Source organism: Aureimonas sp. Leaf324 (assembly GCF_001423245.1).
Classification (GTDB): domain Bacteria; phylum Pseudomonadota; class Alphaproteobacteria; order Rhizobiales; family Rhizobiaceae; genus Aureimonas.
This window is the reverse complement of sequence record NZ_LMOH01000025.1, coordinates 243,648-265,220: the sequence shown is the minus strand read 5'-3', so window position 1 is coordinate 265,220 and position 21,573 is coordinate 243,648. Positions and strand designations below refer to the sequence as shown.

Below are 21,573 nucleotides of genomic sequence, written 5' to 3'. Positions count from 1 at the left end.
CGCCTCAGTTGGCGAGCGCGCGCTCCACGAGCCGGACCCAGTAGGACGAGCCGAACGGGATCGCGGTATCGTCGAAGTCGTAGCCGGGATTGTGGAGCCCGGCACTCGCCCCGTTGCCGAGAAAGACGAAGGCGCCGGGCCGCGCTTCCAGCATGTAGGAAAAGTCCTCGGCCGCCATCAGTGGCGGTGCCGCGGCATCGACCGCACCCGCACCGCAAACGTCCGCCGCGACCGCGGCGCAGAAGGCGGCTTCTCTGATATCGTTCACCGTTACCGGATAGTTCCGCTTGTAGACGACGCTGGCGCTCGCGCCGTGCGCGGCGGCGACCCCTTTTGCGATCGCCTCGATCCGGCGCTCGGCGAGATCCTGCGACGCTGCCGTCAGCGAGCGCACGGTGCCGGAGACCTGCGCTTCGTCCGGGATGATGTTGCGGGCGAAACCGGAATGGAAGCGCGTGACCGAAAGGACGAGCGAGTCCAGGGGGTCGACGTTGCGCGCCGAAATCTGCTGCAGCGCCTGGACAAGGGCCGCGCCCGCCAGGATCGGATCGGCGCCTTCGTGGGGAAGAGCGGCATGGCTGGCCTTGCCGCGGATGGCGATCTCGAACTCGTCGGTCGCCGCCATGATCGGGCCGGGGCGCAGCGCGATCTGCCCGACCGGCAAGCCCGGCAGATTGTGCATCCCGTAGACCGCCTCGATGCCGAAGCGCTCCATCAGCCCGTCCTCGATCATCGCCAGCGCCCCTGCGCCCCCTTCCTCGGCGGGCTGGAACACGAAGGCGACATGACCCCGGAAGGCGCGGGTGCGGCAGAGGTGGCGGGCGGCGCCGAGCAGCATCGCCATGTGTCCGTCGTGACCGCAGGCATGCATTGCGCCCGGTCGGCGCGAGGCATAGGGGTGGGGCGTCGCTTCCGCGATCGGCAGGGCGTCCATGTCGGCCCGGAGACCGACCGTGCGGCCCCCCTCGCCGAGACGGCCTGTGACGATCCCGACGACTCCCGTCCGTCCGATGCCCGTTACCACCTCGTCGCAGCCGAACTCCCGAAGCTTCTCGGCGACGAACGCGGCCGTCTCGGGCAGGTCGTAGAGGATTTCCGGCATCGCATGGAGCGTCCGGCGCCAATCGGCGATGTCGGCGGCGCCTGCCGCGATCTCGGGAACGAGGAGCATCGATATCTTTCGGTCTCGCGCCATCAAAAGGCGGAATTCGCCCGCCAGAAGGAGGTCTGGAATCACCTTGCCATGATATGAACGCAGGTGCGAAGAGAACGCAAAGCGTCTTCGCGCTTCCGCGAGAAGGGTCCCATGACAATCATCCGTCCGCTGCCGTCGATCCGCGCGCTTGCCGTTCTTCTGGGCTTGAGCACTGCGGCTATCATGGCGGGGCCGGCCGAGGCCATGAACACGATCGTGGTGGACGTCGCGACCGGCAAGGTGCTGTCGGAGAACAACGCCACGCAGCGCTGGTATCCGGCCTCGACCACCAAGCTGATGACGACTTACGTCGCGCTGAAGGCTCTGAAGTCGCAGGAGGTCTCGCTCGACACGCCGGTCGTCATGTCGCGCGCGGCCGCCGCCGAGCCGCCCTCCAAGATGGCCTATCCTGCCGGTTCCGTGATGCGTCTCGATATGGCGCTGCGCATGATGCTGGTGAAGTCGGCCAACGACGTGACCTACGCGATCGGCCAGACGCTCGGCAAAGGATCGATGGAGACCTTCGTCGAGCGGATGAACGCCGAGGCGGCCGCGCTCGGCATGAAGGACACGCATTTCGTCAATCCGAACGGCCTGCCGGCGCCCGGCCAGTATTCCAGCGCCAAGGATCTGGCGATCCTCGGCGTCGCGCTACGCAAGGAGTTCCCCGAGTTCAGCAACTACTTCGCCACCGAGGCGATCGCTGTCGGCAAGGGGACAATGAAGAACCACAACGGGCTTCTCGGTCGCTACAACGGTGCCGACGGCATGAAGACCGGGTATATCTGCGCCGCGGGCTTCAATCTCGTCGCCTCCGCCACGCGCGACAATCGCACGCTGATTGCCGTTGTGCTTGGTGCTGAAGGCCCGATCGTGCGCGAGCGCACCGCCGCCGAAATCCTCGAAAACGGCTTCAACACCAATCCGCGCTCGATCCGCGACACGGTGACGGATCTGCCCGCGTCGAGCGGTCCGCCCGCCGACATCAGCGAGGAGATCTGCTCGCCCAAGGGACGAACGGCCCGCGCGAACGAGCGGCAGGAAGAGGACAAGCGCGAGGACACGTTCGGCTCGCCCTACATGACCGACCTCCAGCGGCCGGCCGTCGCCTTTCCTGTCGACCTCGGCAGCGCCGCTGCGGCGCCCGGTGTCGAGGCCGGCACGCGCGTGATCGCGGCCTATGGCATCCCGGTTCCGACCTGGCGCCCGGCGCGCCCCGGCGAGCCGGGCTTCGAGGGCGAACTGCCCGTCGGCTCGGACGCCGGTGCGGAGCATCCCGCCTCGCCGGCCGCGGCTGCCGCCGAAGGAGCCGAGACGCCCGCTACGGGCGCAGAATGACCGCGCAGCCCGGCGTCCTGCCAAGTCCCGTCCCCGTCACGGTGCTGACGGGGTTTCTCGGCAGCGGCAAGACGACCCTTCTTAACCGCCTCCTGCGCGATCCGGCGCTTCGCGATACCGTCGTGATCGTCAACGAATTCGGGGCGGTCGGCCTCGACCACCTTCTCGTTGAATCCTCAGGCGAGGGGATCGTCGAACTGTCCGACGGCTGCATCTGCTGCACGGTGCGCGGCGATCTCGTCGACACGCTCGCCGATCTCGTGGACCGCGTGCAGACCGGTCGCCTCGGGGCGATCCGCCGCGTCGTGATCGAGACCACCGGGCTAGCCGACCCGACGCCGATCCTCGCCTCCCTGATGGGCCACCCTGTCCTCGTACAGCACTTCGCGCTCGACGGTGTCGTGACGCTGGTCGACGCGCAGAGCGGGGCGGCGTCGCTCGCCGAGCGGCTGGAAGCGCGGCGGCAGGTTGCCTGCGCCGATCGCCTCGTCCTGACGAAGAGCGATCTCGCGCCCGAGACCGCAGCGCTCCGGCATTCCCTCCGCCATCTCAACGCGCGCGCGCCGCTTGTCGCCGTCGGTGACGCGGGCCCGGGTGAACTCTTCGGGTGCGGCCTCGTCGACCCCGCGACGCGGCGCGCCGACGTGGCGCGCTGGTTGGGAGAGGAGACGGGGACCCACAAGACGGACGCCTGCCACGATCCCCATTGCGGCCACGACCACTCGCACGGCGATCACGGATCCGCGCACGGCGCGATCCGCTCCCTGTCGCTGACGCACGACGTGCCAATGACGGAGGCCGATGCCGAAGGATTTCTCGACCTCGTGTTGGCGCGGTTCGGCGCGGGGCTCCTGCGCCTCAAGGCCGTGGTCTGGACCGTCGAGACGCCGGGCCGCCCGTTGGTTCTGCACGGCGTGCGGACCTATCTCCATCCGCCCGTCCGCCTGGCGACCTGGCCGGATGGCGAGGCGCCGCGCACCGCCTTCGTGCTGATCGGCGAGGGGCTCGATGAGCGCGTGATCCGCGACCTCTTCGCCGCCTTCGCCCGCGCGCCGCGCATCGACGCACCGGATCGCGCCGCCCTCGTCGACAATCCGCTCAGTCTGTCGTCGCGCGGTTTTTAGCGATCCGTCGACCCGGTCCGGATCCGAAGCGCCCATCCGCCGGTCTCGATCGGCTCCACGGCGATGAGGGCATGGCCGCCCTTGCGGCACACATTCGCGATGTCGAGCGGGGCGAGAGGATCGTCGGCGAGCACGACGAGGTCGACGGTCGCTGAAGCCACGGCGAGCGCCTTCTCGGTCCGCAGGGCCGGCAGCGGGCATTTCAATCCGCGAAGGTCGAGACTGTCGGTCGGGTTTCGCCCTTTTGCAGACAGCCCCGCCGTCCTATCTTCCGGCTCCGCCAACTGACCTCCTCCAACTGCCGAACGGTTTCATGAGCGACTACTCGATCGATCCCCAGACCATCGTCGACTTCTGGCGCGATCTCGGCCCGGAGCGGTGGTTCGTCAAGGACGATGAGCTCGACGAGACGATCACGCATCGGTTCGGCGACGTCTACGAACGCGCGGCCCTCGGCGAACTCGACGACTGGGCGGAGGAGCCGAACGGGGCGCTGGCCCTCGTGATCCTGCTCGACCAGTTCCCGCGCAATATGTTCCGCGGTCGTCCGGAAGCCTTCGCGACCGACGAGAAGGCGCTCGCCATCGCCAAGGCCGCGCTCGCCCGCGGCGATCAGTGGCACGTCGGCGAGGACATCAACCAGTTCTTCGCCATGCCGCTGATGCATTCGGAAAATCTCGCCGACCAGGACGAATGCGTGCGCTGGATGAACGAGATCGGCGAGGAGAACGTCCCCTTCGCGGTGGAGCATCGCGACATCGTCGCACGGTTCGGCCGGTTTCCCCATCGCAACGCGGTGCTTGGCCGGGACACCTCGCCCGAGGAGACGGCGTTTCTCGACGAGGGCGGCTTTGCCGGTTGAGCCGGCCCTGTTTTCCACCGCTTCCGCGCGAAACCCTGTGTGACGAACACCAACGTTTAAGCTGCAAACTCTAGATCTGTGGGCAGGACACCGGCGGGCGACACGTATCCGCCACCCCCAGACTGAGGCAAGCACCGTGGCGAACCTGACCCTGACGAAACCGGCCGATCGGGCCGGCGATGCCGGACCGGGCGCTCCCATACACCAGCACCTCGAGGCTCCGCCGCTGGATGGATCGGCGGCCACCCAAGCCAGCGAGGATGTCCGGCGGATCGCGATCTACGATCCCCATGCCGTCTTCGGTCTCGTCGAGGAACTCGAGCATCTCGCAGACCGCGTGATCGAGCCCAACGTCTTCTTCACGCCGCGCTTCCTCGCGCCCGCCATGCCGCGTCTCGACGAGCGCCATGTCCGCCTGATGGTGGCGCGCGACGAGGGTGAGCGGCGAAGCCGCCTGCGCTTCCTGATGCCGTTTTCGGTGGAGCGCCTCCAGCGGCCGTCGCGTCGCTCCGTGGTGCGCGCCTGGACGCATCCGTTCGGTCCGCTCGGCGCCCTGCCGCTCGATCGCGACGATCCGGCCGGCACGGCTCGTAGCCTCTTCGATGCCTTGGAGGCGGCCGAACATGGGCTTCCGCCCATCCTCGTCCTGCCGGATCTCCCAGTGGACGGGGAACTCGCCACAGCTTTCATGGCGGCGGCCCGTCAGGCCGAGCTTCCTTTCGCTTGGGCGGATCGAACCCAGCGCGCGTGCCTGCGGCCTGCCACCGCCGGCGATCCATCGACCTATCTTCGTCGGGCGCTTGGATCGTCGGGCCATCGCGACCATCGCCGCCGCCTTCGGCAGCTTTCCGGGATCGGCCCGGTCACCTTCGAATGCGCGAGCACGCCGGAGGCGGTGCGCACGGCGCTGGAGGATTTCCTGCAACTCGAGGCGTCGGGATGGAAGGGGCAGCGTCGCAGCGCTCTCCTGATGGACCGCCACCGCGCGGCCTTCGCGCGCGAGGCTGTCAACGGTCTGGCCGAACGCGGCGAGGCGCGCGTCTTCACGTTGCGTGTTGGAGCGGACGCCGCCGCAAGCCTCGTCGTCCTGAAATCGAGGGAGCGCGCCGTTGCCTGGAAGACCGCCTACAATGAGGAGCTGAAGCGGTTCGGACCCGGCGCGATCGTTGCTGCTCTCGCAACCGAGACGCTGGTCGCCGATCCTGATGTGACGCTCATTGATTCCTGCACGGTGCCCGACCATCGGATCATGAACCGCCTCTGGCATGATCGGCTCGCGCTCGGAACGCTGGTGATCGGCGTCGGCAGCGTCCGGAGCGATGCAGTCGCGGACGCGGTGGCCGCGGTCGAGGCGGCGCGCCGACGCCTGAACCGCCGCCGAATCTGGCGCGAACGCCTCGCGCGCCTCCTTCCTTTCAAAGACTAAACGCGTCAACGAGCGGCCTCAAGCGAGAGGATCGCCTCCCGGATCGATCCCCCGGCGGCCTCCAGCGCGCGGGCCGCCTCGTCGGGCGAGCATCCGACGACGTCCTGCACGATCCGATGCGCCCGCTGCTTCAGCTTGGCGTTGGTTGGCCGCATCTCGACCATCCGGCCTCGAAACACCTTGCCGAAGCGGATCATCAGGAGCGTCGAGAAGAGGTTGAGGGCTGCCTTCTGCGCGGTGCCAGCCGCAAGCCGCGTCGAGCCGGCGAGCACTTCCGGTCCGGTGCGCAGCAGGATCGGGTGCTCGCTGGCCGACAGCAGCGGCGCGCCCGGATTGTTGGCAAAGCCCAGCGTCAAAGCCCCCGCCTCACGAGCGGTCTCGATGGCTGCGATGGTAAAGGGCGTACGCCCGCTGGCGGCAAGCCCTAGAACCACGTCCGAGGGTCGGGGCCCGATCGCCTCGATCGCCTCTCGCCCGGCAGCACCATCATCCTCCGCACCCTCGCGGGCGCGCCAGAGACTGGTCTCGCCACCGGCGAGGAGAACGACCCGTCGTTCGTCCGGCCAGTCGAATGTCGGCCCAAGCTCGACCGCGTCCAGAAGTCCGATCCGCCCCGACGTTCCCGCGCCGCAATAGATCAGACGGCCGTCGGTGCCGAGGCGCCGCGCGGCCTCCTCGACCGCCTGTGCGATTGCGATCCGCGCCTCGGAAACGGCGTCGAGGGCCCGGCGCTGACCGGCCAGCAAAGCCTCGAGAATGACCTCCGGCTCGCGCCGTTCCAGATCACGGAAGGCGCCATCTGCGCGCTCCGTTTCCTGCATGCGCTCCGTTTCCTGCATGCCTCTTGACCCCAAAACGCCAGATGTCTCGCCCATGCATTCCAACGTCGCATCGCTGCGATGGGTTCACGCTCCAGCGTCGCGATCAAGATGGGACGATGGACCCCGTGCCGTGGTCCGTGCGGTCAGCAATGCGCAGTCCGATTGGCCGACGGGAATCTGGCTCCACGATGGGCAGCCCACCTGCGTCGCCGCACCGGACGCCCGCGAGTTGAGCTCTGCTTCATGGACGATCGGACCGCACGACCCGGAAACCGGTCCCCGAAACCGTGACTTCGCCGCGATCACATTCCTTTCAGGAAGGACACAATTCAGGAGCGATCGGGCCGAGACCTTCCTAGGCGGTAACCATGGCCTGTCAATTGCCCAACACGTTGATAATAATCCGCTAACCTATATTGTCTGTAACACATTCCTATGCGATGGGTGCTGCCGATGCGTCACCCGTGGAGATTTCGATGCCCACTCTCGATAAAACCCTTTCCGGCGTTTATTACCTGAATGAGGGTGACACCCTCCTCACGACGAACGGTTACAGCAGCGCCGTTGTGATCGGCACGCCCCAAGCCGACACGTTCCAGACCTCCGCCAACGGTGGAACGTTCGAATTTTCGTCGTTCAATGCCTTTGCCGGTGACGACCGTCTGATCATCAAGGACGTCGATACCGTTGGCTTCGGCAACCTGTACAACGGCGGCGCGGGCGTCGACACGCTTGAGCTGACGACCAACACGCGCATCGTCATGACGAACTCGGCTGATATCTCGGCCACCACTGGTGGTACGAACATCGCGTTCGACAGCAACGGCACCACCGTTGGTAACCTTGGTGTGACGCAGGTCGAGCGCTACATCATCAAGGCGAGCGCCTTCGACGACGTGCTGAGCGGCAGCGCCGGCAACGACTTCCTCGACGGTCGCGGTGGCACCGACACATTCAACGGCTCGGCCGGCAACGACGGCTACGTCTTCGACAACATCAACGAGCGCGTCGTCGGCGAGCAGGCCAACGGCGGCAACGACTCGATCTGGACCTCCGTCTCGGTCGACCTGCGCCAGAACGCCAACGTCGAAAACCTGCGCATGACCGGCTCCGACAACATTGCCGGCACGGGCAGCGACGGCAAGAACCTGATCACCGGCAACGAGGGCGACAACGTCATCACCGGCGGTGCGGGCAATGACACGCTCTGGGGTAAGGGCGGCGTGGACACGTTCGTCTTCGCGGAAGCCGGTTCGGCCAACAAGGACTTCGTCTACGACTTCGGTTCAGACGACTTCATCAAGCTGGACCAGTCGCAGGGTGCGTTCGCCGGCCTGACCTCGAATGGCGGCACGCTGGACCCCGCAGACCTGTCGATCAACAAGGCCGTCGGCTTCGACGCCCAGCTGGTCTACAACAAGGCGACCGGCGTCCTGTCCTACGACTCGAACGGTGCAGCTGCCGGTGGCTCGCAGGACATCGCCTTCATCGGCGCCAACCTCGACCTGCGCGCCGACCACATCCTCCTCGCCTAATCCGCCAGGACGATCGACGATCAGACCGCCGTCCCCGTTGGGGGCGGCGGTTTTTTTTGTTTCTCACGAGGGGAGAAGGCGCGACCGGACATGGTTCGGTGACGGCAGTGCGCAGATAGGTCCGAGAGGCGTTGGCCCGCCCTCCCGATGTTGCGTTATCCAGCCGCTGGGGAATGCGACCTTCGACAGACGAGGGGCATGGCTCGCTCCGCAGCCCTGCGGATCAGACCAGCCGGTGCCACAGCCGCGGATCCTGCGACGAGGCGATCTTGTGGAAGGTGAGGTCGGTGTCGTGCCACAGCGCGATGCGGTCCAGACGGTTGTCGAGGACGAAATCGCCCGATGGCGTGCTGACGATCAGCACCGCGTGACCCTCGCCCTCGGCCGTCGAAGCCACGGCCATGCGAAGCGCCGAGGCGGGCAGGCCCATCTTCAGGAGCCGCTCGCGCTTCGTCAGCGCGAATTCCTCGCAGTCACCGGCCGAGACGTTCGCTTGCCAAGTGTCGGTTCCCCGATCGTTGACGGGGCGGATGGAGCGGTTGACGCTCGTGTTGACCTTCGTGACGAGGGCGCGCACCTCGGGCGTCCACTCCACCGTCCGGGTTTCGCCGACGCGGCAGGCATAGGGGCTCGCGACGCAGTACCGGATGAAGGCGAACGGCGCGCGCGTATTGCTGCCTTCCTGCAACCGGGCCTGCGGCCAGGCGCCTTCCTGGCGTAGCGGGGCGAGGCTGCCGGCATCCGCGGTCGAAAGCAACAGGCAGCCGAACACAGCGGTCGATAGAATTGTCGATAAAGTCTTCGCAACGGGCATGTCTGTCTCCACGTCCTGATTGACGCCAGAAGACAGGAAGTTTTCGGATATCTCGTTGCGAGACCTGTTCGATTTTTAAGGAAGGCAGACTTGCTTCAAAAAATCGATGGAACGTGGGCGGGAGAACCGGAAGCGCCCTCGGTTACTGCGTAACGACTGTATTTTTACGAGAATTGTTGGTATTGGCCGGGCGAGAGGGCTGGCTGGGCTGACGAAGGCGCTGTGAGCGTTCCTGGCTTCGCTCGCGCAGTCGCAGCAACTGATCGAGTTCGCGCGCATCGCGCGACTGGCCGCTTGGAACCGGGAGGCTCCGGCTTCGGTCCTGACGCATTTGGTCCCAGGAGCGGCGCGAGCCGTTGGCCGGGTCCTGCGCCAGGGCGGCTCCGCCTGAAAGAAGAAGGCTCAGCGCCAGAAGGCCGTATCTCATGCTCGATTCTTTCCTTGCGGTGCGTCCGTAAGAGCCCCTTGGGCTCACGAGCCGTTCCGGCATTGTCCGGGCGTCGATGCTGGCTGGACGCCCCACCGTAACGTCTTACCGATCGTCGAGGAAGGAGATCGCCGCGTCGTCCAGCCGTGCCGCCGTCAGCGGGCCGCCCGCATAAGCCCCCGTATCCACCCCGACGCGATGGTCCCGCACCACGGGCGTCTCTCCCGGCGTATGCCCGTGCACGACCAGGCGACCGGATATTCCGGGTCCCTCGGAGAGGAAGGGCTCGCGGATCCACAGGAGGTCCTCGTCGCGCTGCTCGGACAGATCGATCCCGGGGCGCACGCCGGCATGGACGAAAAGGTAGGAGGGGGTCGACAGGGTCACCGGAAGCTCACGGAGAAACTCGATATGCCCTGCCGGAAGCGCCTCCACGATGGCGGCCGCGTCGCCCGCAGTGCGTCGAAGCTTGGCCAAGTAGCCGACGTCGTACCCGTAGGACATCAGCGTGCGTTCACCGCCGAGACGCATCCAGTCGTCGAGGGTCCGTCGACCGTCGAGGACGTCGATCAGGGCCTCCTCGTGGTTGCCGCACAGGCAAATCCGGCTGAAGCCTTCCGGCGGCGGCGCCATCAGGTGCTCGATCACCGCCGCCGACCCGGTGCCGCGATCGATATAGTCGCCGAGAAAGACAAGAAGCTTGGAGCGTTCGATCGAGGCGGCGTCGTCGACGATCCGCCGTTCGAGCCGCCGCAGCTTGTCGATGCAGCCGTGAATATCGCCGATCGCATAGGTCACGACGGGATCGAGCGAAATGTTGAGCCGGCGTCGCGACGTGCGCCCTGCGCCGGAACGCTGTGGCACTCGGCCCGGCAGGCGATCCTTCAGCATCCGTGTGATCGAGCCGAAACCCATTCCGCAAACGATCCCGTTCCAGCGCCCGATGGACGGCGTCCTGCGGCCGCTCCCAGTTGCCTGCACCATTCCGGAGCCAAGCGCCGGCGTCCATGAGGAAAAGGCCGGCTGACGCCTTGGGTTCCCCGCAAGCGATGACGCGTGCCGGCCGAGCCACCGGGCCCGGAGATCCGCGGACGGACAACGTGACCGCCGATCGGCCGGCGGGAAGCGGGGCCGGGCGACGAACGCCCGGCGACCCGGATCAGCGTGTGATCAGGCGGGTCGAGGTCCGCACGGAGGCGGCGTCCACGAGCGGTCCGCTGACGCCGCTGGTCGCGGAGTTGATGATGTCCAGGAACTTCACCACCTCGACCGAGTCGGAGTTCGACACGTAGATGATGTCCTTGTCCTTCATCGGGAACTGCTGGGCGAGGAACAGCATCGACGGATCGCGCAGGTTCGCCCGGAAGATGACCGGGAAGGTCACGCCGGTCTTGCCGGCGACCGGGAAGCCCATGCGGGTGAGCGTCTCGGCATCGACCATGCGGTAGAGGAAGACTTGGCCGGGGTCGGCGCGCGAATCGAGGAGTCCGCCCGCCTTGCCGACGCCCTCCGCCCAGCTGAGGTTGGCGTCCTCGAAGTCGATCGAGCCGTTGAGACCGGACGCGCCGAAGGCAAGATAGGTCCGCCTCTCGCGGTTCACGTAGATCGTGTCGTTCGGGTAGACGAAGATGTTGTCGCCGGGCGCGGTGACGAGCTGGTTGAACGGCACGGTCGCCGAGGTTCCGCCGCGCTGCAGCGTGACGCTGGTTTCCTCGGCCGGCGCGCTGATGCCGCCCGCGCGCGAGATGACGTCGAGCACGCGCTCGCCAGCGTCGCTGAGGCTGACGCGCGCGGCCGCGTTCACGTCGCCAAGCACGGACACCTGGCTTGAGCGCTTCTCAATGAGATTGATGATCGCCTGCGGCTCGATCGCCCGGTTGGACAGGCGATCCTCGATCTCGGCCTGCACCTGTCCCGGTGTGCGGCCGGAGACGGTGATGGTGCCGGCATAGGGCACCGAAATGCGCCCGGTCGTGTCGATGGTCTGCGGCGGCAGCGTGATGAAGTTGCCGGGACGGCTGCCGGCCTCGGCGGGAATGAAGAGACCGCCCGCCGACGATTCGAACAGGGTGATCTGGATGGTGTCGCCCTTGCCGAGCGGCAGCTCCGGTGCGCCGCGACGGCTGGGGCCGAAGCCCTTGGAGAGACTCTGCGCGTGCATCGGGAAGTAGCCGAGGACCGTTTCCGTCAGGTCCACCAGGACGTAGTCGGTCAACGGCTTCTTCTTGTCGGCGGCGAAGTAGATCGTCGCCTCGTCGCGGATGCGCTGGTCGTCCGGTCCGGAGCGGGGGAGGGTCGTGCAGCCGGCGGATGCGAAGGCGCCCAGCAGGCTGAATGTCAGACCGATCGTCTTGGATCTATACAAATCGAACACCTATCCAGCGGACACCAAGCCTCGGGCTGCAAACCATAAGTCGGAGCGGCGCGACATCCTATAGAGAAGGAAGGTTAATGACCGTAGAATCTCTAACGGTTGCATTTGCGCGACACTTGAAGCGCCCGCAGGTAGAACCAGGCTTCCGTTGAGTCGCTTTCCCCGCGCTCGCTGACGAGCGCGGGGGGGAGATGGGCGCTCTGCTTCAGCGTTCGCGAAAGGCGCGCGACACCTGATCGGACAGCGGCTGGACGAAATAGGACAGCGCCGTGCGCTCGCCGGTCTGGATGAAGGCCTCGACCGGCATGCCCGGCACGGGGCGCAGGCCGGTCAGCTTGGCCATCTCCTCCGGCGTGACCTCGATCCGCGCGGAGTAGTAGGGAAGGCCCGTCCGCTTGTCCTCGGCGACGTCGGCGGCCACACGCGTCACGGTACCGCTGATCTCCGGCGTCGTGCGCTGGTTGATCCCGGAGAATCGCAGCTTGGCACCCTGACCGACATGGACGTCGTTGATGTCCTTCGGCAGGACCTGGATTTCGACGCTGAGCTTCTCCTCGAGCGGCACGATGTCCATGATCGTCTCGCCGGGGCGGATGACGCCGCCGACCGTGTGGACCATCAGCTTGTGCACGACACCACTCTGGGGCGCGCGGATCTCGATGCGGCGCAACTCGTCCTCGGCCGCGGTCTTGCGCTCGACGTATTCGGCGATCTGCGCGCGGGCCTCCTGGATCTCGCGCGAGGCGGTCTCGCGCGCATCGTGGTCGACCTGCGTGATCTGAAGCTTGGCGGCGGCGATCTTGCCCTTCGCCTCGGCGATCGTCGTCGTCAGCTGGCCGCGTTCGCCGAGCGTCTCGGCCCGCTCGCGCTTCAGCGTCGTCGCACGTGTCGCGGTGACGAGCTTCTTCTGGACGAGGGAGACGACGTTGCCGAGTTCCTCGTCGATGAGGTTCAGCTGATCGTCCTTGGAGGCGACCTGTTCGGTGAGCCCGGCGATGGTCCCTTCCAGCTCGTCGATCCGCCCGCGCAACTGGGTCTGCTGGCCTTCGCGCGCGGCCCGGCGCAGCTCGAACATCGTCTCCTCGCCCGCCAGCGCTTCCCGGACGTCGGGCGTGTCGCGACGGTCGGCCAGTTCCGGCGGCACCGTGATCGTCGGGCGCGACGCCTGCTCGGCCTCCGCGCGAGCCTTGCGGGCGAGCGCCTCGTCGAGGCGCTTGACGACGATCTGGAGGGTCGTCCGGGCCTGCGTCGCGTCGAGGCGCACGAGGAGCTGGCCGGCCGAGACCTGATCGCCCTCGCGCACCGCCAGCGTCTCGACGACGCCACCGAGCGGATGCTGGGCCTGCTTGATCGCCGTGTCGACGACGAGCGTCCCGTGCGCGATCACCGCCCCCGACAGGGAGACATTGGCGGCCCAGCCGCCCACGACGCCGCTGAGCAGCGCCACGAGGGCGATGCCGACCGTCAGGTGGCGCCGGATCGAACGCTGGGTGGTTTGGGTAAGGAGCTTGCTCATGCGGACTCCGCCTGCGGGTTCTGCCGGATCTGCTGCTGGGCGCCGGGTCGTTCATCGGCGACCGCGGGCGCGGCCGGCACGGGCGAGAGGACGCGGCCCAGAATGTCGTCCTTGTCGCCGAATGCCTGAATGCGTCCGTTCGCCATCATCAGGACGAGGTTCATCGCGACCAGCGCGCTCGGGCGGTGCGCCACGACGATCACGATGCCCCCGCGCAGCCGAACGCCGGCCAAAGCGTTGGTGAGGGCGGCCTCGCCCTCGGCGTCGAGATTCGAGTTCGGCTCGTCGAGAATGACGAGGAAAGGTTTGCGGAACAGGGCGCGGGCGAGCCCGATGCGCTGGCGCTGACCGACCGAGAGGCCGAGGCCGTTCTCGCCCGTGGTCGTCTCGTAGCCGTCGGGCAGGCGCACGATCATCTCGTGGACGCCGGCAGCTGTCGCCGCCTCGATGATCTCGTCGGATGTCGCGCTCGCGTCGAAGCGGGCGATGTTCTGCGCGACGGTGCCCGGGAAGAGCTGCAGCTCCTGGGGTAAGTAGCCGATATGGACGCCGAGCCGGTCGGGCGACCACTGGTCGATCGAGGCGCCGTCGAGGCGGATGGCGCCGTTGAGCGGCGTCCAGGCGCCGACGATCGCCCGCACCAGGCTCGACTTGCCGGAGGCGCTCTGCCCGATGATGCCGATGCCGTCGCCGGCCCGCGCCCGGAAGCTGGCGTCGCGCACGATGGGCATGCGGCTCGCCGGCGGGGCGACGGTGAGGTTTTCCACCGACAGCTGGCGGGTCGGGGCGGGCAGGTCGAGGGGCTCGGCCGGCACCGGGATGTGCGAGAGGATGTTGGAGAGGCGCTGCCAGCTGGTGCGGGCCGAGATGAAGGAGCGCCACTGGCCGATCGCCAGTTCGATCGGCGCGAGCGCCCGCGCGCTGAGGATTGAGCTCGCGATGATGATGCCGCCCGTCGCCTGGCCGTTGATCACGAGATAGGCGCCAACGGTGAGGACCGCGGACTGGAGCATCATGCGCGTGACCTTGGAGATCGCCCCGAGCCCGGCCGTGAGATCGGCGCTCTTCTGCTGCGCGGTCGCGAGCTGGTCGTTGATGCCGGTCCACGTCTGGCCGAGCCGCGCCTCCATGCCCATCGCGCGCAGCACCTCGGCGTTGCGCCGGAACGTCTCCGACAGCGAGTTGCGCTGGCGTCCGAGGACATAGGTGCTCTCGACCAGCTTGCGCGAGAAGATTTCGGTGCAAAGGGCGATCGCGACGAGAACGAGGCCGCCGATCGTCGCGGCCCAGCCGATCGCCGGATGGAAGGCGAAGCAGATCACGAGGTAGAACGGAATCCAGGGCAGGTCGAACACCGCCGTCGGGCCGGGGCTCGCCAGGAAACCGCGGATCGTGTCGAGGTCGCGTGCCGGCTGCGTGCTGTCGATGCCCGAGGTGAGGAGCGGAAGCCGCGTGATCGCGTGAAGGGTTCGCTCGTTGATCTGCGCGTCGACCGCCGTGCCGACACGGGCGAGGAGCCGGCCGCGGATGATGTCGATGACGCCCTGGAAGAGATAGAGGGCGGCGACGATGATCGCGAGGCCGACAAGGGTCGGCACGCTGCCGCTCGGCAGCACGCGGTCATAGACCTCCAGCATGTAGAACGAGCCCGTCAGGAACAGGACGTTCAGGACGAGACTGAGGATCGCGATGCCGACGAACGCACCGCGGCAGGCGGCGATCGCCTTGAAGAGCTCGCGCTCGGGACCGAGGCGCCGCGTGGTTCCGAATGCTTCCGTCATGCGCCCTACCTCGTTCGAAGCCCGCCGTTCCCCCGATCGGAACCCCGCGAGCCGTTCGATCCTATACCGGCCACGCTTTCGATTTCCCGAATGAACCCAAGCCGATCGTCGACATCGGGACCATTCGCCTGCCCGGACGGGACCGGGCCCCTCCGTCGGCCGTCAGCGATCCGAGTCGCCGAACGGGCGGTACTCGAAGCGCCGATAGCTGTCGGCCCGTCCGAAGGTCGACCGCCGCCAGCTCGTCCCCGACTGCAACGCCTCCAGGCGCTCTTCGGGTAGATCCGCGACGAGATCGTCGGCGAGCGCCTCATGGCCTGACGACCGGAGCGAGGCCAGGATCTGGGCCGCCGGCTCGACCTTGGCGGTCGCGACGGCTCGGCGGAGATCCGCCTGGACGTCGAGCGGCGGTGCGATCCTATCGCGTGACAACTGCCACGCCACGAAAAGCCCCCGTTTGGCCAGCGTGTCGGCCTCGTAGGGCGACAGAGCGGCGGAAAGAAGGACGAGTTCGCGAATTCGGCTCCGGTCCGCTCCCGCCCGATCCTCGAGCAGGGCGAGGAGATACCAGAGGTTTCCGTCGGCGGCGTTGCAGCCGAGCGCGTTGCCGACGGTCTTGCGGGCGACGCGCTCGGCCTCGGCGCGCGCGTCCGGCCCGTCGGCGAGACTCCTGCGCAGGAGGTCCATCGCCACGGTGACGTGCCCCTCCGGCAGGTCGAAGTCGCAGGACGCGCCGGTCCCGCGGGCGAGTTCGTCGGCCAGCCTCATCCTTAGGGTGTCGGAGAGCGCGACGGGTTCGGTCGCGGTTTCCAGCCGCAGCGCGTACCGCACCCAGGGCTCCGCCGCGACGGCGCCGACGAGCGCGTAGCCGCTGGCAACGATGACCGCCAAAGCCGCCAGGCATGCCAACGGATCGGCTCGACGTCGCTGCATGGGTCAGTCCCGGTAATAGGACTCGTAGCGGGACGCGTAGTACTCGGGCGATCCGTAGGAGCGGTAGAGCCGCATCTTCTTCGAATCGGCCTTGTTCAGGATGACGCCGAGAGACTTGGTCTGGAACACCGGATTGCTGGCGATCGCGCTGCGCACCAGCTGACGCGAGGTCTTGCCCCACTCCACCACGAACACGAAGGCATCGACGCGCTGCGCGAAGGCCTTGGCGTCCACCACCGGGCCGACGGGGGGGAGATCGACCACGATATAGTCGAACTGGCCGCGGAAGCGCTGGAGAAGCCGCCCCATGCTGGCCGAGGCCAGGAGGTCGCTCGTGTTCGTCACGCGGCTGCGCATCACGGTCGGCAGGAGAGCAAGCGGCGTCGGTTCGTCGCGAAGGACGACGTCGTCGACCTCGGCCTGTTCGAGCATCACCTCGACGAGGCCGAGTTCGGGCTTGCGTTGCAGGCTGCGCGTCAGGCCCGGATTGCGGATGTCGCCGTCGATCAAGAGCGTGCGCATGCCCTGGAGCGCGAGGAGATTGCCGAAGCTCGCCGCCACCGACGACTTGCCTTCGCCAGGCACGCAGGACACGACGCCGATAACCTTGCACGGGATGTCCGGCATGCCGAGATCGGCGGCCACCTTGATGTTGCGCAGGGTTTCGGCGAACGACGACATGGGATGGCGCCGCACGTGGGTCGCCAGCGCGCCGGGCCCCCAGATCTGCGACGGCGTCGCCTTCTGCTCCCCGGTCTTGGCATCCGCCGGGTCGAGGATCGGCAGGAAGCCGAGAAACTCCATGTCGAGTTCGCTGCGCACCTGGCTGCCGACGCGGAAGAAGCGCTCGCGATACTCGCGGAAGCCCGCGATGCCGGCGCCGGCGGCCGCGCCCATCACCGCGAACAGGGCGAGAACCAGCGGCGTGCGCGGCGCGCTCGGCTTGTCGGGGACCTGCGCCGTGCTGATGACGCGCGCGTCGGTGATCGGGAACGACTGCTGCTGCACCGTCTGCTGGTAGCGCTGCAGGAAGTCGTCGTAGAGCGCGCGATAGGCTTCCGCCTCGCGCTCCAGTTCGCGCAGGCGAACCTGCAGCGTGTTGTCGTCGGCGTTGACGGCCGTCACCTCCGACAGGCTCGCCTCCAGCGAGCGCTCGCGCTCCTGGGACACGGCGTAGGTGCTGCGATAGCTCTCCGCGATGCGGCGCAGCTCGCCGAAGATCAGCCGCTCGTATTCCTGCATCTCGGCGCGCAGGCGCACGGCCTGGATGTGATCCGGCCCGAGCTTGCTGGCGATCTCGCTCTGGCGCCGCGCGGCGTCGAGATACTTGGCCCGCAGGGTGTTGATCGTCGTGCTGACGAGCGCGTCGTTGACGAGGGCGTCGGTGCGCCCATCCTTGATGATCTGCTCGATCTGGTCGAGTTGTGCCTTGGATTGGGCCGTCTGCGCGCGCGCCGCGGTCAGCTGGGTGTTGATCTCGCTGAGCTGCTGCTGGGAGACGAGGCCGGTGCCCGTCTGCAGCAGGCCGTTCTCGTTGCGGAACTTCTGGACGGCGAGGTCGGCGTCGTAGGACTGCTGGCGAAGCTCGGCGATGCGGTCCTGCAACCAGGTGCTGGCGCGGCGCGTGGCGGTGTATTTCGCCTGCAGCTGGTCGTCGAGATAGGCGCTGCCGAACGCGGTCGCGATATTGGCGGCGAGCGCCGGATCGGGGGACTCGTAGGTCAGGCGCAGCACGTAGGTCCGGCCGACGCGCTGGACGTCCAGACCGCCCTGAAGGATGTCGATCGCCGCCTCGCGCCGCCGCGCCGCCATGTCGGCTTCCTCGACGGGAAGCTCCGGGCGCATCACGGCGATCAGCTTGCCGACGGCTGCGCGCGCGCTGCGGATCAGCGAGGGCGAGCCGGCGAGGAAGGCGTCGTTCTGGTCGAGCTTAAGCTGGTCGACCACGGCGCTGGCGATCTGCTGGGACTTCAGGAGCTCGACCTGGCTCAGCATTTCCGCCTCGTCCTGGAACACGCCGCTGGCGCTGGCGAGTTCGTCGACGAGCTTCGACTGGCCCTTATCGATCAGGATGTCGGTCGAGGCCGTGTAGGTCGGGACGGCCGTGATCAGGAACACGAGGCCGACCGCAATCCCCACCACGACCGCTGCGATCACGATGCCGATCTGCCGGCGCACCATGGCCAGGATGCGCTCGACGTTGAGGAACTCGCCCGAGCTGCCCTTGCCGGCCTTGGACGCTGCCGTGTCGTGCGCGGCCATCTCGGGATAATGCAGCATGACGCCTCGATAAAGTTACGTCGGCGCAGGCCCGGCAAGAGCCTGCACCGACGGATGCGATGGGATCACAGCCCGGTGTCCGGGCCCGCCGTCGTCGACCGAGGTCGACGCTCGGTGAGGCTGGTTTCGGATCTCGGACCCATAGTCGGACACAATCGGACCGGCGGTCTTCGACAGGCCATTCATGCAAGAAGCGGGAGCAGCATGGTCCCGCTTCCGTCGGCTGATCTGGGCATTCAGCCATTCCGCGTCAAAATCAAGGCGCTTGCGCCCCGATCTTGCAAGGCTCGGTCAAAAGACGTCCTGGCAACCCGTCGTGCTCGCGTCCACGATGCAGACGACGAGGCGGCCCGAGGTGCCGCCCAGGAGACGATCTCCTTCGCTGAGGGCGACGCTGCCGCTGCCACCGCGCGACGCCAGACCACCGCTCGACGTCGGAACCGTCGAGCTGCCGCCGACGGGACCCGAGACGCCCGGCGCCCCGGCGCCCGAGAGCGAGCCGCTGCCGGGCGATCCGCCGCCAGCGCCACCGCCGCCTGCCCCGATCGAGGCCGTGCGATCCTCATCGGCGCCGGACGCGCGCTGGAACGCGGCGATCAGCTGAGGGGAGCCGGACTGGGCGACGGCCCACTGGATGTACGCCGCATAACTCGGAGCTGCGTTTTCCGCGTCGCGCATCGCGCTGGCCAGGCCTTCCGCGGCCGAGCCGACCTGCCCGCTGTTCACGTCCGGGCGGCTGACCAGCGAGACCATCGCCGTGACCGTCCGATTGTCGCTGCCGGCGAGCGAGCGCACGTACTGCGCCATGTTGCGTCCGCCGTCCGGGTTCTGGTCGAGGACGGTGCGCGGCTGGGCCAGCCAAGCGTTCACCGCGTCCGCCGACAGCCGGGTGCGAAGGCCGATCGGCGCATCCGGGATGGGACCCTCCCAGCCGGTGGCATTCGGGCCCGCTGCGGTGGTTTCACCGGACGCCGGCGCATCCGGCATCGTCGATGCGCCCGGCGCTTGTTCGGATGGAGCAGGCATCTGCACGCCGGCCGGCGCGGCGGCGCCATCCTGCGCAAGAGCGCTGCCTGCCGGCGCCAGCAGCGCCAGACCCATCACACCGATCCAGAACCCCTTCATCACAAACCTCGACCTCGACGCGGGACAAGTCATCTATTACTCGTGACCTGACTAGCATATAACAATGATCATAAGAAAGCGCGGATGCCGCTCCCGGCAACTGCATTTCGTTAACGTTGACGGCAAGTTGGGTCGGCGCCCGCCTTGCCGACGATTCGGCCGACGCCGGATCGTCATCTCAGCGAGCGGTCTGGCGGATTGTCGAGGCGGACGGGGATGCATGAATGGTCGTTCGCTGCGCGTTCCCGATCGGGTGCGGAGACCTTGCAGGCGCGCCGTCCCCAGCGGTGGCCTGATCATCCCGTCGAATGCGCGATCCTCGCGGTAACGGCCGATCTGCCATGACCGCAACGGGGTTCGAGAGCGTCCATCTGGAGATCAAGACCGAGGAGTCGCCCGGCCATCGCCGCGCGGGTCATGCCGCCGGCGTCGATGGTTCGGAGCGCAGGCCGTCGCGTCTCACGCTGCTCGGTCGCGCACTCCTCGTCGCGGCGCTCGCGGTCTGCGTCGGCTCGCGCGGGGCCGTGTCCTACTCGGCGCTCCTCGTGACCTTGGTCCTCGTGGGCGGCGCGCTGTTCGTCGGCGCCCTGTCATCGCCCCCGGATGCCAGGATTCGGTGGTCCCTGCGTTGGGCGCTCCTCATGGCCGGCGGCCTCGTCGCCTATGTCCTCTTCCAGTCATGGAACTTCGAGGGCAATCCGGTCGCCAATCCGCTCTGGTCGGCCGTCGCCCGCCTCGTCGGGCCGATCGGCGGCGCGGTGTCGGTCGATCCGGCCGCGACACGGGATGCGATCTTCCTTCTGATCCTGCCCTTCGTCTTCTATGGCGCCGGACTCAGCCTCTTCCGGGGCGACGATGGGGCCCTCAGGCTCCTGACGTGGCTAGGAGCCCTCGGTCTCGCGTTCGCCGTGTTCGGGATCGCCCAGGTGGCGTTCTTTCCGGACAGCCTGCTCCTGACCGCCAAGACGGCCTATCTCGACAGTCTCACCGGCGTCTTCGTCAATCGCAACACGGCCGGCAGCTTCCTTGGGGTCGCGAGCCTCATTCTGGCGACGCTCGCGGTCCTTGCCCTGCCGCGCGACCGGCGCGGACGGTTCTCCCTGTGGTCGCTGATCTCCGATCCGGGCCTGCCGTCCGAGCGCTCGCGGCGCGTGATGGCCTGGCTCTTCGCCGCCTTCGTCGTTCTTCTCGCGCTGTTCCTGACGAAATCGCGCGGCGCGCTCGTCTCGACATCGATCGCCTTCGTCCTCGTCCTGCCCTTTCTCTGGCTGGACGGAAGCCGGGCTACGGGCGGATCCGCAGGTGGCCGGCCTCTGACACTGCGCCGCGTGCTCGTGGCCTACGGCATCGTCGCCCTCGTGGTGCTGGTCGTCGGCGGCCTCTTCGGCGGCCTGACGATCCAGCGCATGGCGACGCGCGGGATCGACGACGTGCGCCTCTGCCTCTACTGGTCGGCCCTCGACGCGTTCGGGCAGAACTGGCGGCTCGGAACGGGGTTCGCGACCTTCGCCTCGGTGTTTCCGATCTACCGGCCGCCGGGCTGTGGCGCGCCCTGGGACGTCTTCCTGCGGGCCCACAACATCTACCTCGAAGGGCTGGTCGGACTGGGGGTCGTCTTCATCCCCGCTGTCCTCCTCGGCTATGCCCACATCGTCGGCAATCTCGTCCGGGGCCTGCGCAGCCGCCGCCGGATGCGGGTGGTTCCGCTCATGGCCCTCGGTGCGCTGGTCCTCGTCAGTCTCCACGGACTGGTCGACTTCTCTCTGCAGATTCCCGGCATGGCCGCCTATTTCGCAACCTATCTCGCGGCGGCGACGACCGTCAGTCTCGGCCGCCGCGCGGATGCACCCTCGCGCCCGACGTCGAGGGGCGAACGGCCGGGATGACGGGGCCGAACGCGCCGCCGTCGTCTTCACCATACGCCATGATGACACGAGCACACCCGACCCCAACCTTGATTGGTGCGCTGCAGCAAGATACAAGCTTCATCCTCTATGAGATAGTTGCCGACGCTGGCGTTTG

At 67.6% G+C, this 21,573-nt stretch carries 17 protein-coding genes; 6 read left to right on the top strand and 11 right to left on the bottom strand.

All coding sequences use genetic code 11. The annotated features are described in order from the left end of the window. Window positions 1–4: 4 nt before the first annotated feature. Complete coding sequence (locus ASF65_RS15185; RefSeq protein ID WP_055890732.1) at window positions 5–1,171, bottom strand: M20 aminoacylase family protein; 1,167 nt, start codon at window positions 1,169–1,171, stop codon at window positions 5–7. 135 nt (window positions 1,172–1,306) lie between these two features. On the opposite strand from ASF65_RS15185, the gene ASF65_RS15180 reads away from it, so the two are divergent. Then, on the top strand, window positions 1,307–2,533 hold the full coding sequence (locus ASF65_RS15180) for a D-alanyl-D-alanine carboxypeptidase family protein (RefSeq protein ID WP_055890731.1): 1,227 nt from the start codon (window positions 1,307–1,309) through the stop codon (window positions 2,531–2,533). Then, window positions 2,530–3,657: a GTP-binding protein gene (locus tag ASF65_RS15175; RefSeq protein ID WP_055890729.1), complete on the top strand. Its 1,128-nt coding sequence runs from the start codon at window positions 2,530–2,532 to the stop codon at window positions 3,655–3,657. The genes ASF65_RS15180 and ASF65_RS15175 overlap by 4 nt, the downstream gene beginning before the upstream one ends. Here the strand turns inward: ASF65_RS15175 and ASF65_RS15170 are convergent. Then, complete coding sequence (locus ASF65_RS15170; RefSeq protein ID WP_244486732.1) at window positions 3,654–3,941, bottom strand: sulfurtransferase TusA family protein; 288 nt, start codon at window positions 3,939–3,941, stop codon at window positions 3,654–3,656. The two genes, ASF65_RS15175 and ASF65_RS15170, sit on opposite strands and share 4 nt — an antisense overlap. A gap of 29 nt (window positions 3,942–3,970) precedes the next feature. Between ASF65_RS15170 and ASF65_RS15165 the strand changes: the two genes are divergently transcribed. Further along, a complete protein-coding gene (locus tag ASF65_RS15165; protein WP_055890726.1) occupies window positions 3,971–4,519 on the top strand; it encodes a DUF924 family protein in 549 nt (182 codons plus the stop codon). A 136-nt stretch (window positions 4,520–4,655) separates the two neighbouring features. Further along, window positions 4,656–5,945: a GNAT family N-acetyltransferase gene (locus ASF65_RS15160; protein WP_055890725.1), complete on the top strand. Its 1,290-nt coding sequence runs from the start codon at window positions 4,656–4,658 to the stop codon at window positions 5,943–5,945. Between the two features lie 5 nt (window positions 5,946–5,950). Here ASF65_RS15160 and ASF65_RS15155 read toward each other — a convergent pair whose 3' ends face one another. Further along, entirely contained in the window at window positions 5,951–6,766 is an 816-nt protein-coding gene (locus tag ASF65_RS15155) for an N-acetylmuramic acid 6-phosphate etherase (protein ID WP_244486731.1), read from the bottom strand. A gap of 440 nt (window positions 6,767–7,206) precedes the next feature. Here ASF65_RS15155 and ASF65_RS15150 point away from each other — a divergent pair, with 440 nt between their 5' ends. After that, the gene (locus ASF65_RS15150; protein ID WP_156369333.1) at window positions 7,207–8,301 is read left to right on the top strand and encodes a calcium-binding protein; all 1,095 of its coding nucleotides are present in this window, start codon (window positions 7,207–7,209) and stop codon (window positions 8,299–8,301) included. A gap of 223 nt (window positions 8,302–8,524) precedes the next feature. Here ASF65_RS15150 and ASF65_RS15145 read toward each other — a convergent pair whose 3' ends face one another. The 8 genes from ASF65_RS15145 to ASF65_RS15110 form a co-directional block, all read right to left on the bottom strand. Further along, entirely contained in the window at window positions 8,525–9,058 is a 534-nt protein-coding gene (locus ASF65_RS15145) for a transglutaminase-like cysteine peptidase (RefSeq protein WP_162239499.1), read from the bottom strand. 589 nt (window positions 9,059–9,647) lie between these two features. Continuing rightward, entirely contained in the window at window positions 9,648–10,433 is a 786-nt protein-coding gene (locus ASF65_RS15140) for a metallophosphoesterase family protein (protein WP_082505675.1), read from the bottom strand. 268 nt (window positions 10,434–10,701) lie between these two features. After that, window positions 10,702–11,907 carry a polysaccharide biosynthesis/export family protein gene (locus tag ASF65_RS15135; RefSeq protein WP_244486729.1) on the bottom strand — a complete coding sequence of 402 codons (1,206 nt, stop codon included), beginning with the start codon at window positions 11,905–11,907 and terminating at the stop codon, window positions 10,702–10,704. A 214-nt stretch (window positions 11,908–12,121) separates the two neighbouring features. Beyond that, a complete protein-coding gene (locus ASF65_RS15130) occupies window positions 12,122–13,432 on the bottom strand; it encodes an HlyD family type I secretion periplasmic adaptor subunit (RefSeq protein ID WP_055890716.1) in 1,311 nt (436 codons plus the stop codon). Further along, the gene (locus ASF65_RS15125) at window positions 13,429–15,213 is read right to left on the bottom strand and encodes a type I secretion system permease/ATPase (protein ID WP_055890713.1); all 1,785 of its coding nucleotides are present in this window, start codon (window positions 15,211–15,213) and stop codon (window positions 13,429–13,431) included. The genes ASF65_RS15130 and ASF65_RS15125 overlap by 4 nt, the downstream gene beginning before the upstream one ends. Before the next feature lie 162 nt (window positions 15,214–15,375). Further along, complete coding sequence (locus ASF65_RS15120) at window positions 15,376–16,146, bottom strand: hypothetical protein (protein ID WP_156369332.1); 771 nt, start codon at window positions 16,144–16,146, stop codon at window positions 15,376–15,378. A gap of 3 nt (window positions 16,147–16,149) precedes the next feature. Then, window positions 16,150–18,426 carry a polysaccharide biosynthesis tyrosine autokinase gene (locus ASF65_RS15115; RefSeq protein WP_244486727.1) on the bottom strand — a complete coding sequence of 759 codons (2,277 nt, stop codon included), beginning with the start codon at window positions 18,424–18,426 and terminating at the stop codon, window positions 16,150–16,152. A 291-nt stretch (window positions 18,427–18,717) separates the two neighbouring features. Beyond that, window positions 18,718–19,551 carry a hypothetical protein gene (locus tag ASF65_RS15110; protein ID WP_055890709.1) on the bottom strand — a complete coding sequence of 278 codons (834 nt, stop codon included), beginning with the start codon at window positions 19,549–19,551 and terminating at the stop codon, window positions 18,718–18,720. Between the two features lie 341 nt (window positions 19,552–19,892). Here ASF65_RS15110 and ASF65_RS15105 point away from each other — a divergent pair, with 341 nt between their 5' ends. Beyond that, window positions 19,893–21,437 carry an O-antigen ligase family protein gene (locus ASF65_RS15105; RefSeq protein ID WP_055890707.1) on the top strand — a complete coding sequence of 515 codons (1,545 nt, stop codon included), beginning with the start codon at window positions 19,893–19,895 and terminating at the stop codon, window positions 21,435–21,437. Window positions 21,438–21,573 lie beyond the last annotated feature (136 nt).

What these genes read in the sequence shown, in the direction of transcription:
- ASF65_RS15125 (WP_055890713.1), bottom strand. Translation starts at nt 15,213, where the DNA reads ATGACGGAAGCATTCGGAACCACGCGGCGCCTCGGTCCCGAGCGCGAG.
- ASF65_RS15180 (WP_055890731.1), top strand. Translation starts at nt 1,307, where the DNA reads ATGACAATCATCCGTCCGCTGCCGTCGATCCGCGCGCTTGCCGTTCTT.
- ASF65_RS15140 (WP_082505675.1), bottom strand. Translation starts at nt 10,433, where the DNA reads ATGCTGAAGGATCGCCTGCCGGGCCGAGTGCCACAGCGTTCCGGCGCA.
- ASF65_RS15175 (WP_055890729.1), top strand. Translation starts at nt 2,530, where the DNA reads ATGACCGCGCAGCCCGGCGTCCTGCCAAGTCCCGTCCCCGTCACGGTG.
- ASF65_RS15150 (WP_156369333.1), top strand. Translation starts at nt 7,207, where the DNA reads ATGGGTGCTGCCGATGCGTCACCCGTGGAGATTTCGATGCCCACTCTC.
- ASF65_RS15155 (WP_244486731.1), bottom strand. Translation starts at nt 6,766, where the DNA reads ATGCAGGAAACGGAGCGCGCAGATGGCGCCTTCCGTGATCTGGAACGG.
- ASF65_RS15105 (WP_055890707.1), top strand. Translation starts at nt 19,893, where the DNA reads ATGACCGCAACGGGGTTCGAGAGCGTCCATCTGGAGATCAAGACCGAG.
- ASF65_RS15165 (WP_055890726.1), top strand. Translation starts at nt 3,971, where the DNA reads ATGAGCGACTACTCGATCGATCCCCAGACCATCGTCGACTTCTGGCGC.
- ASF65_RS15185 (WP_055890732.1), bottom strand. Translation starts at nt 1,171, where the DNA reads ATGCTCCTCGTTCCCGAGATCGCGGCAGGCGCCGCCGACATCGCCGAT.
- ASF65_RS15115 (WP_244486727.1), bottom strand. Translation starts at nt 18,426, where the DNA reads ATGCTGCATTATCCCGAGATGGCCGCGCACGACACGGCAGCGTCCAAG.
- ASF65_RS15110 (WP_055890709.1), bottom strand. Translation starts at nt 19,551, where the DNA reads ATGAAGGGGTTCTGGATCGGTGTGATGGGTCTGGCGCTGCTGGCGCCG.
- ASF65_RS15120 (WP_156369332.1), bottom strand. Translation starts at nt 16,146, where the DNA reads ATGCAGCGACGTCGAGCCGATCCGTTGGCATGCCTGGCGGCTTTGGCG.
- ASF65_RS15130 (WP_055890716.1), bottom strand. Translation starts at nt 13,432, where the DNA reads ATGAGCAAGCTCCTTACCCAAACCACCCAGCGTTCGATCCGGCGCCAC.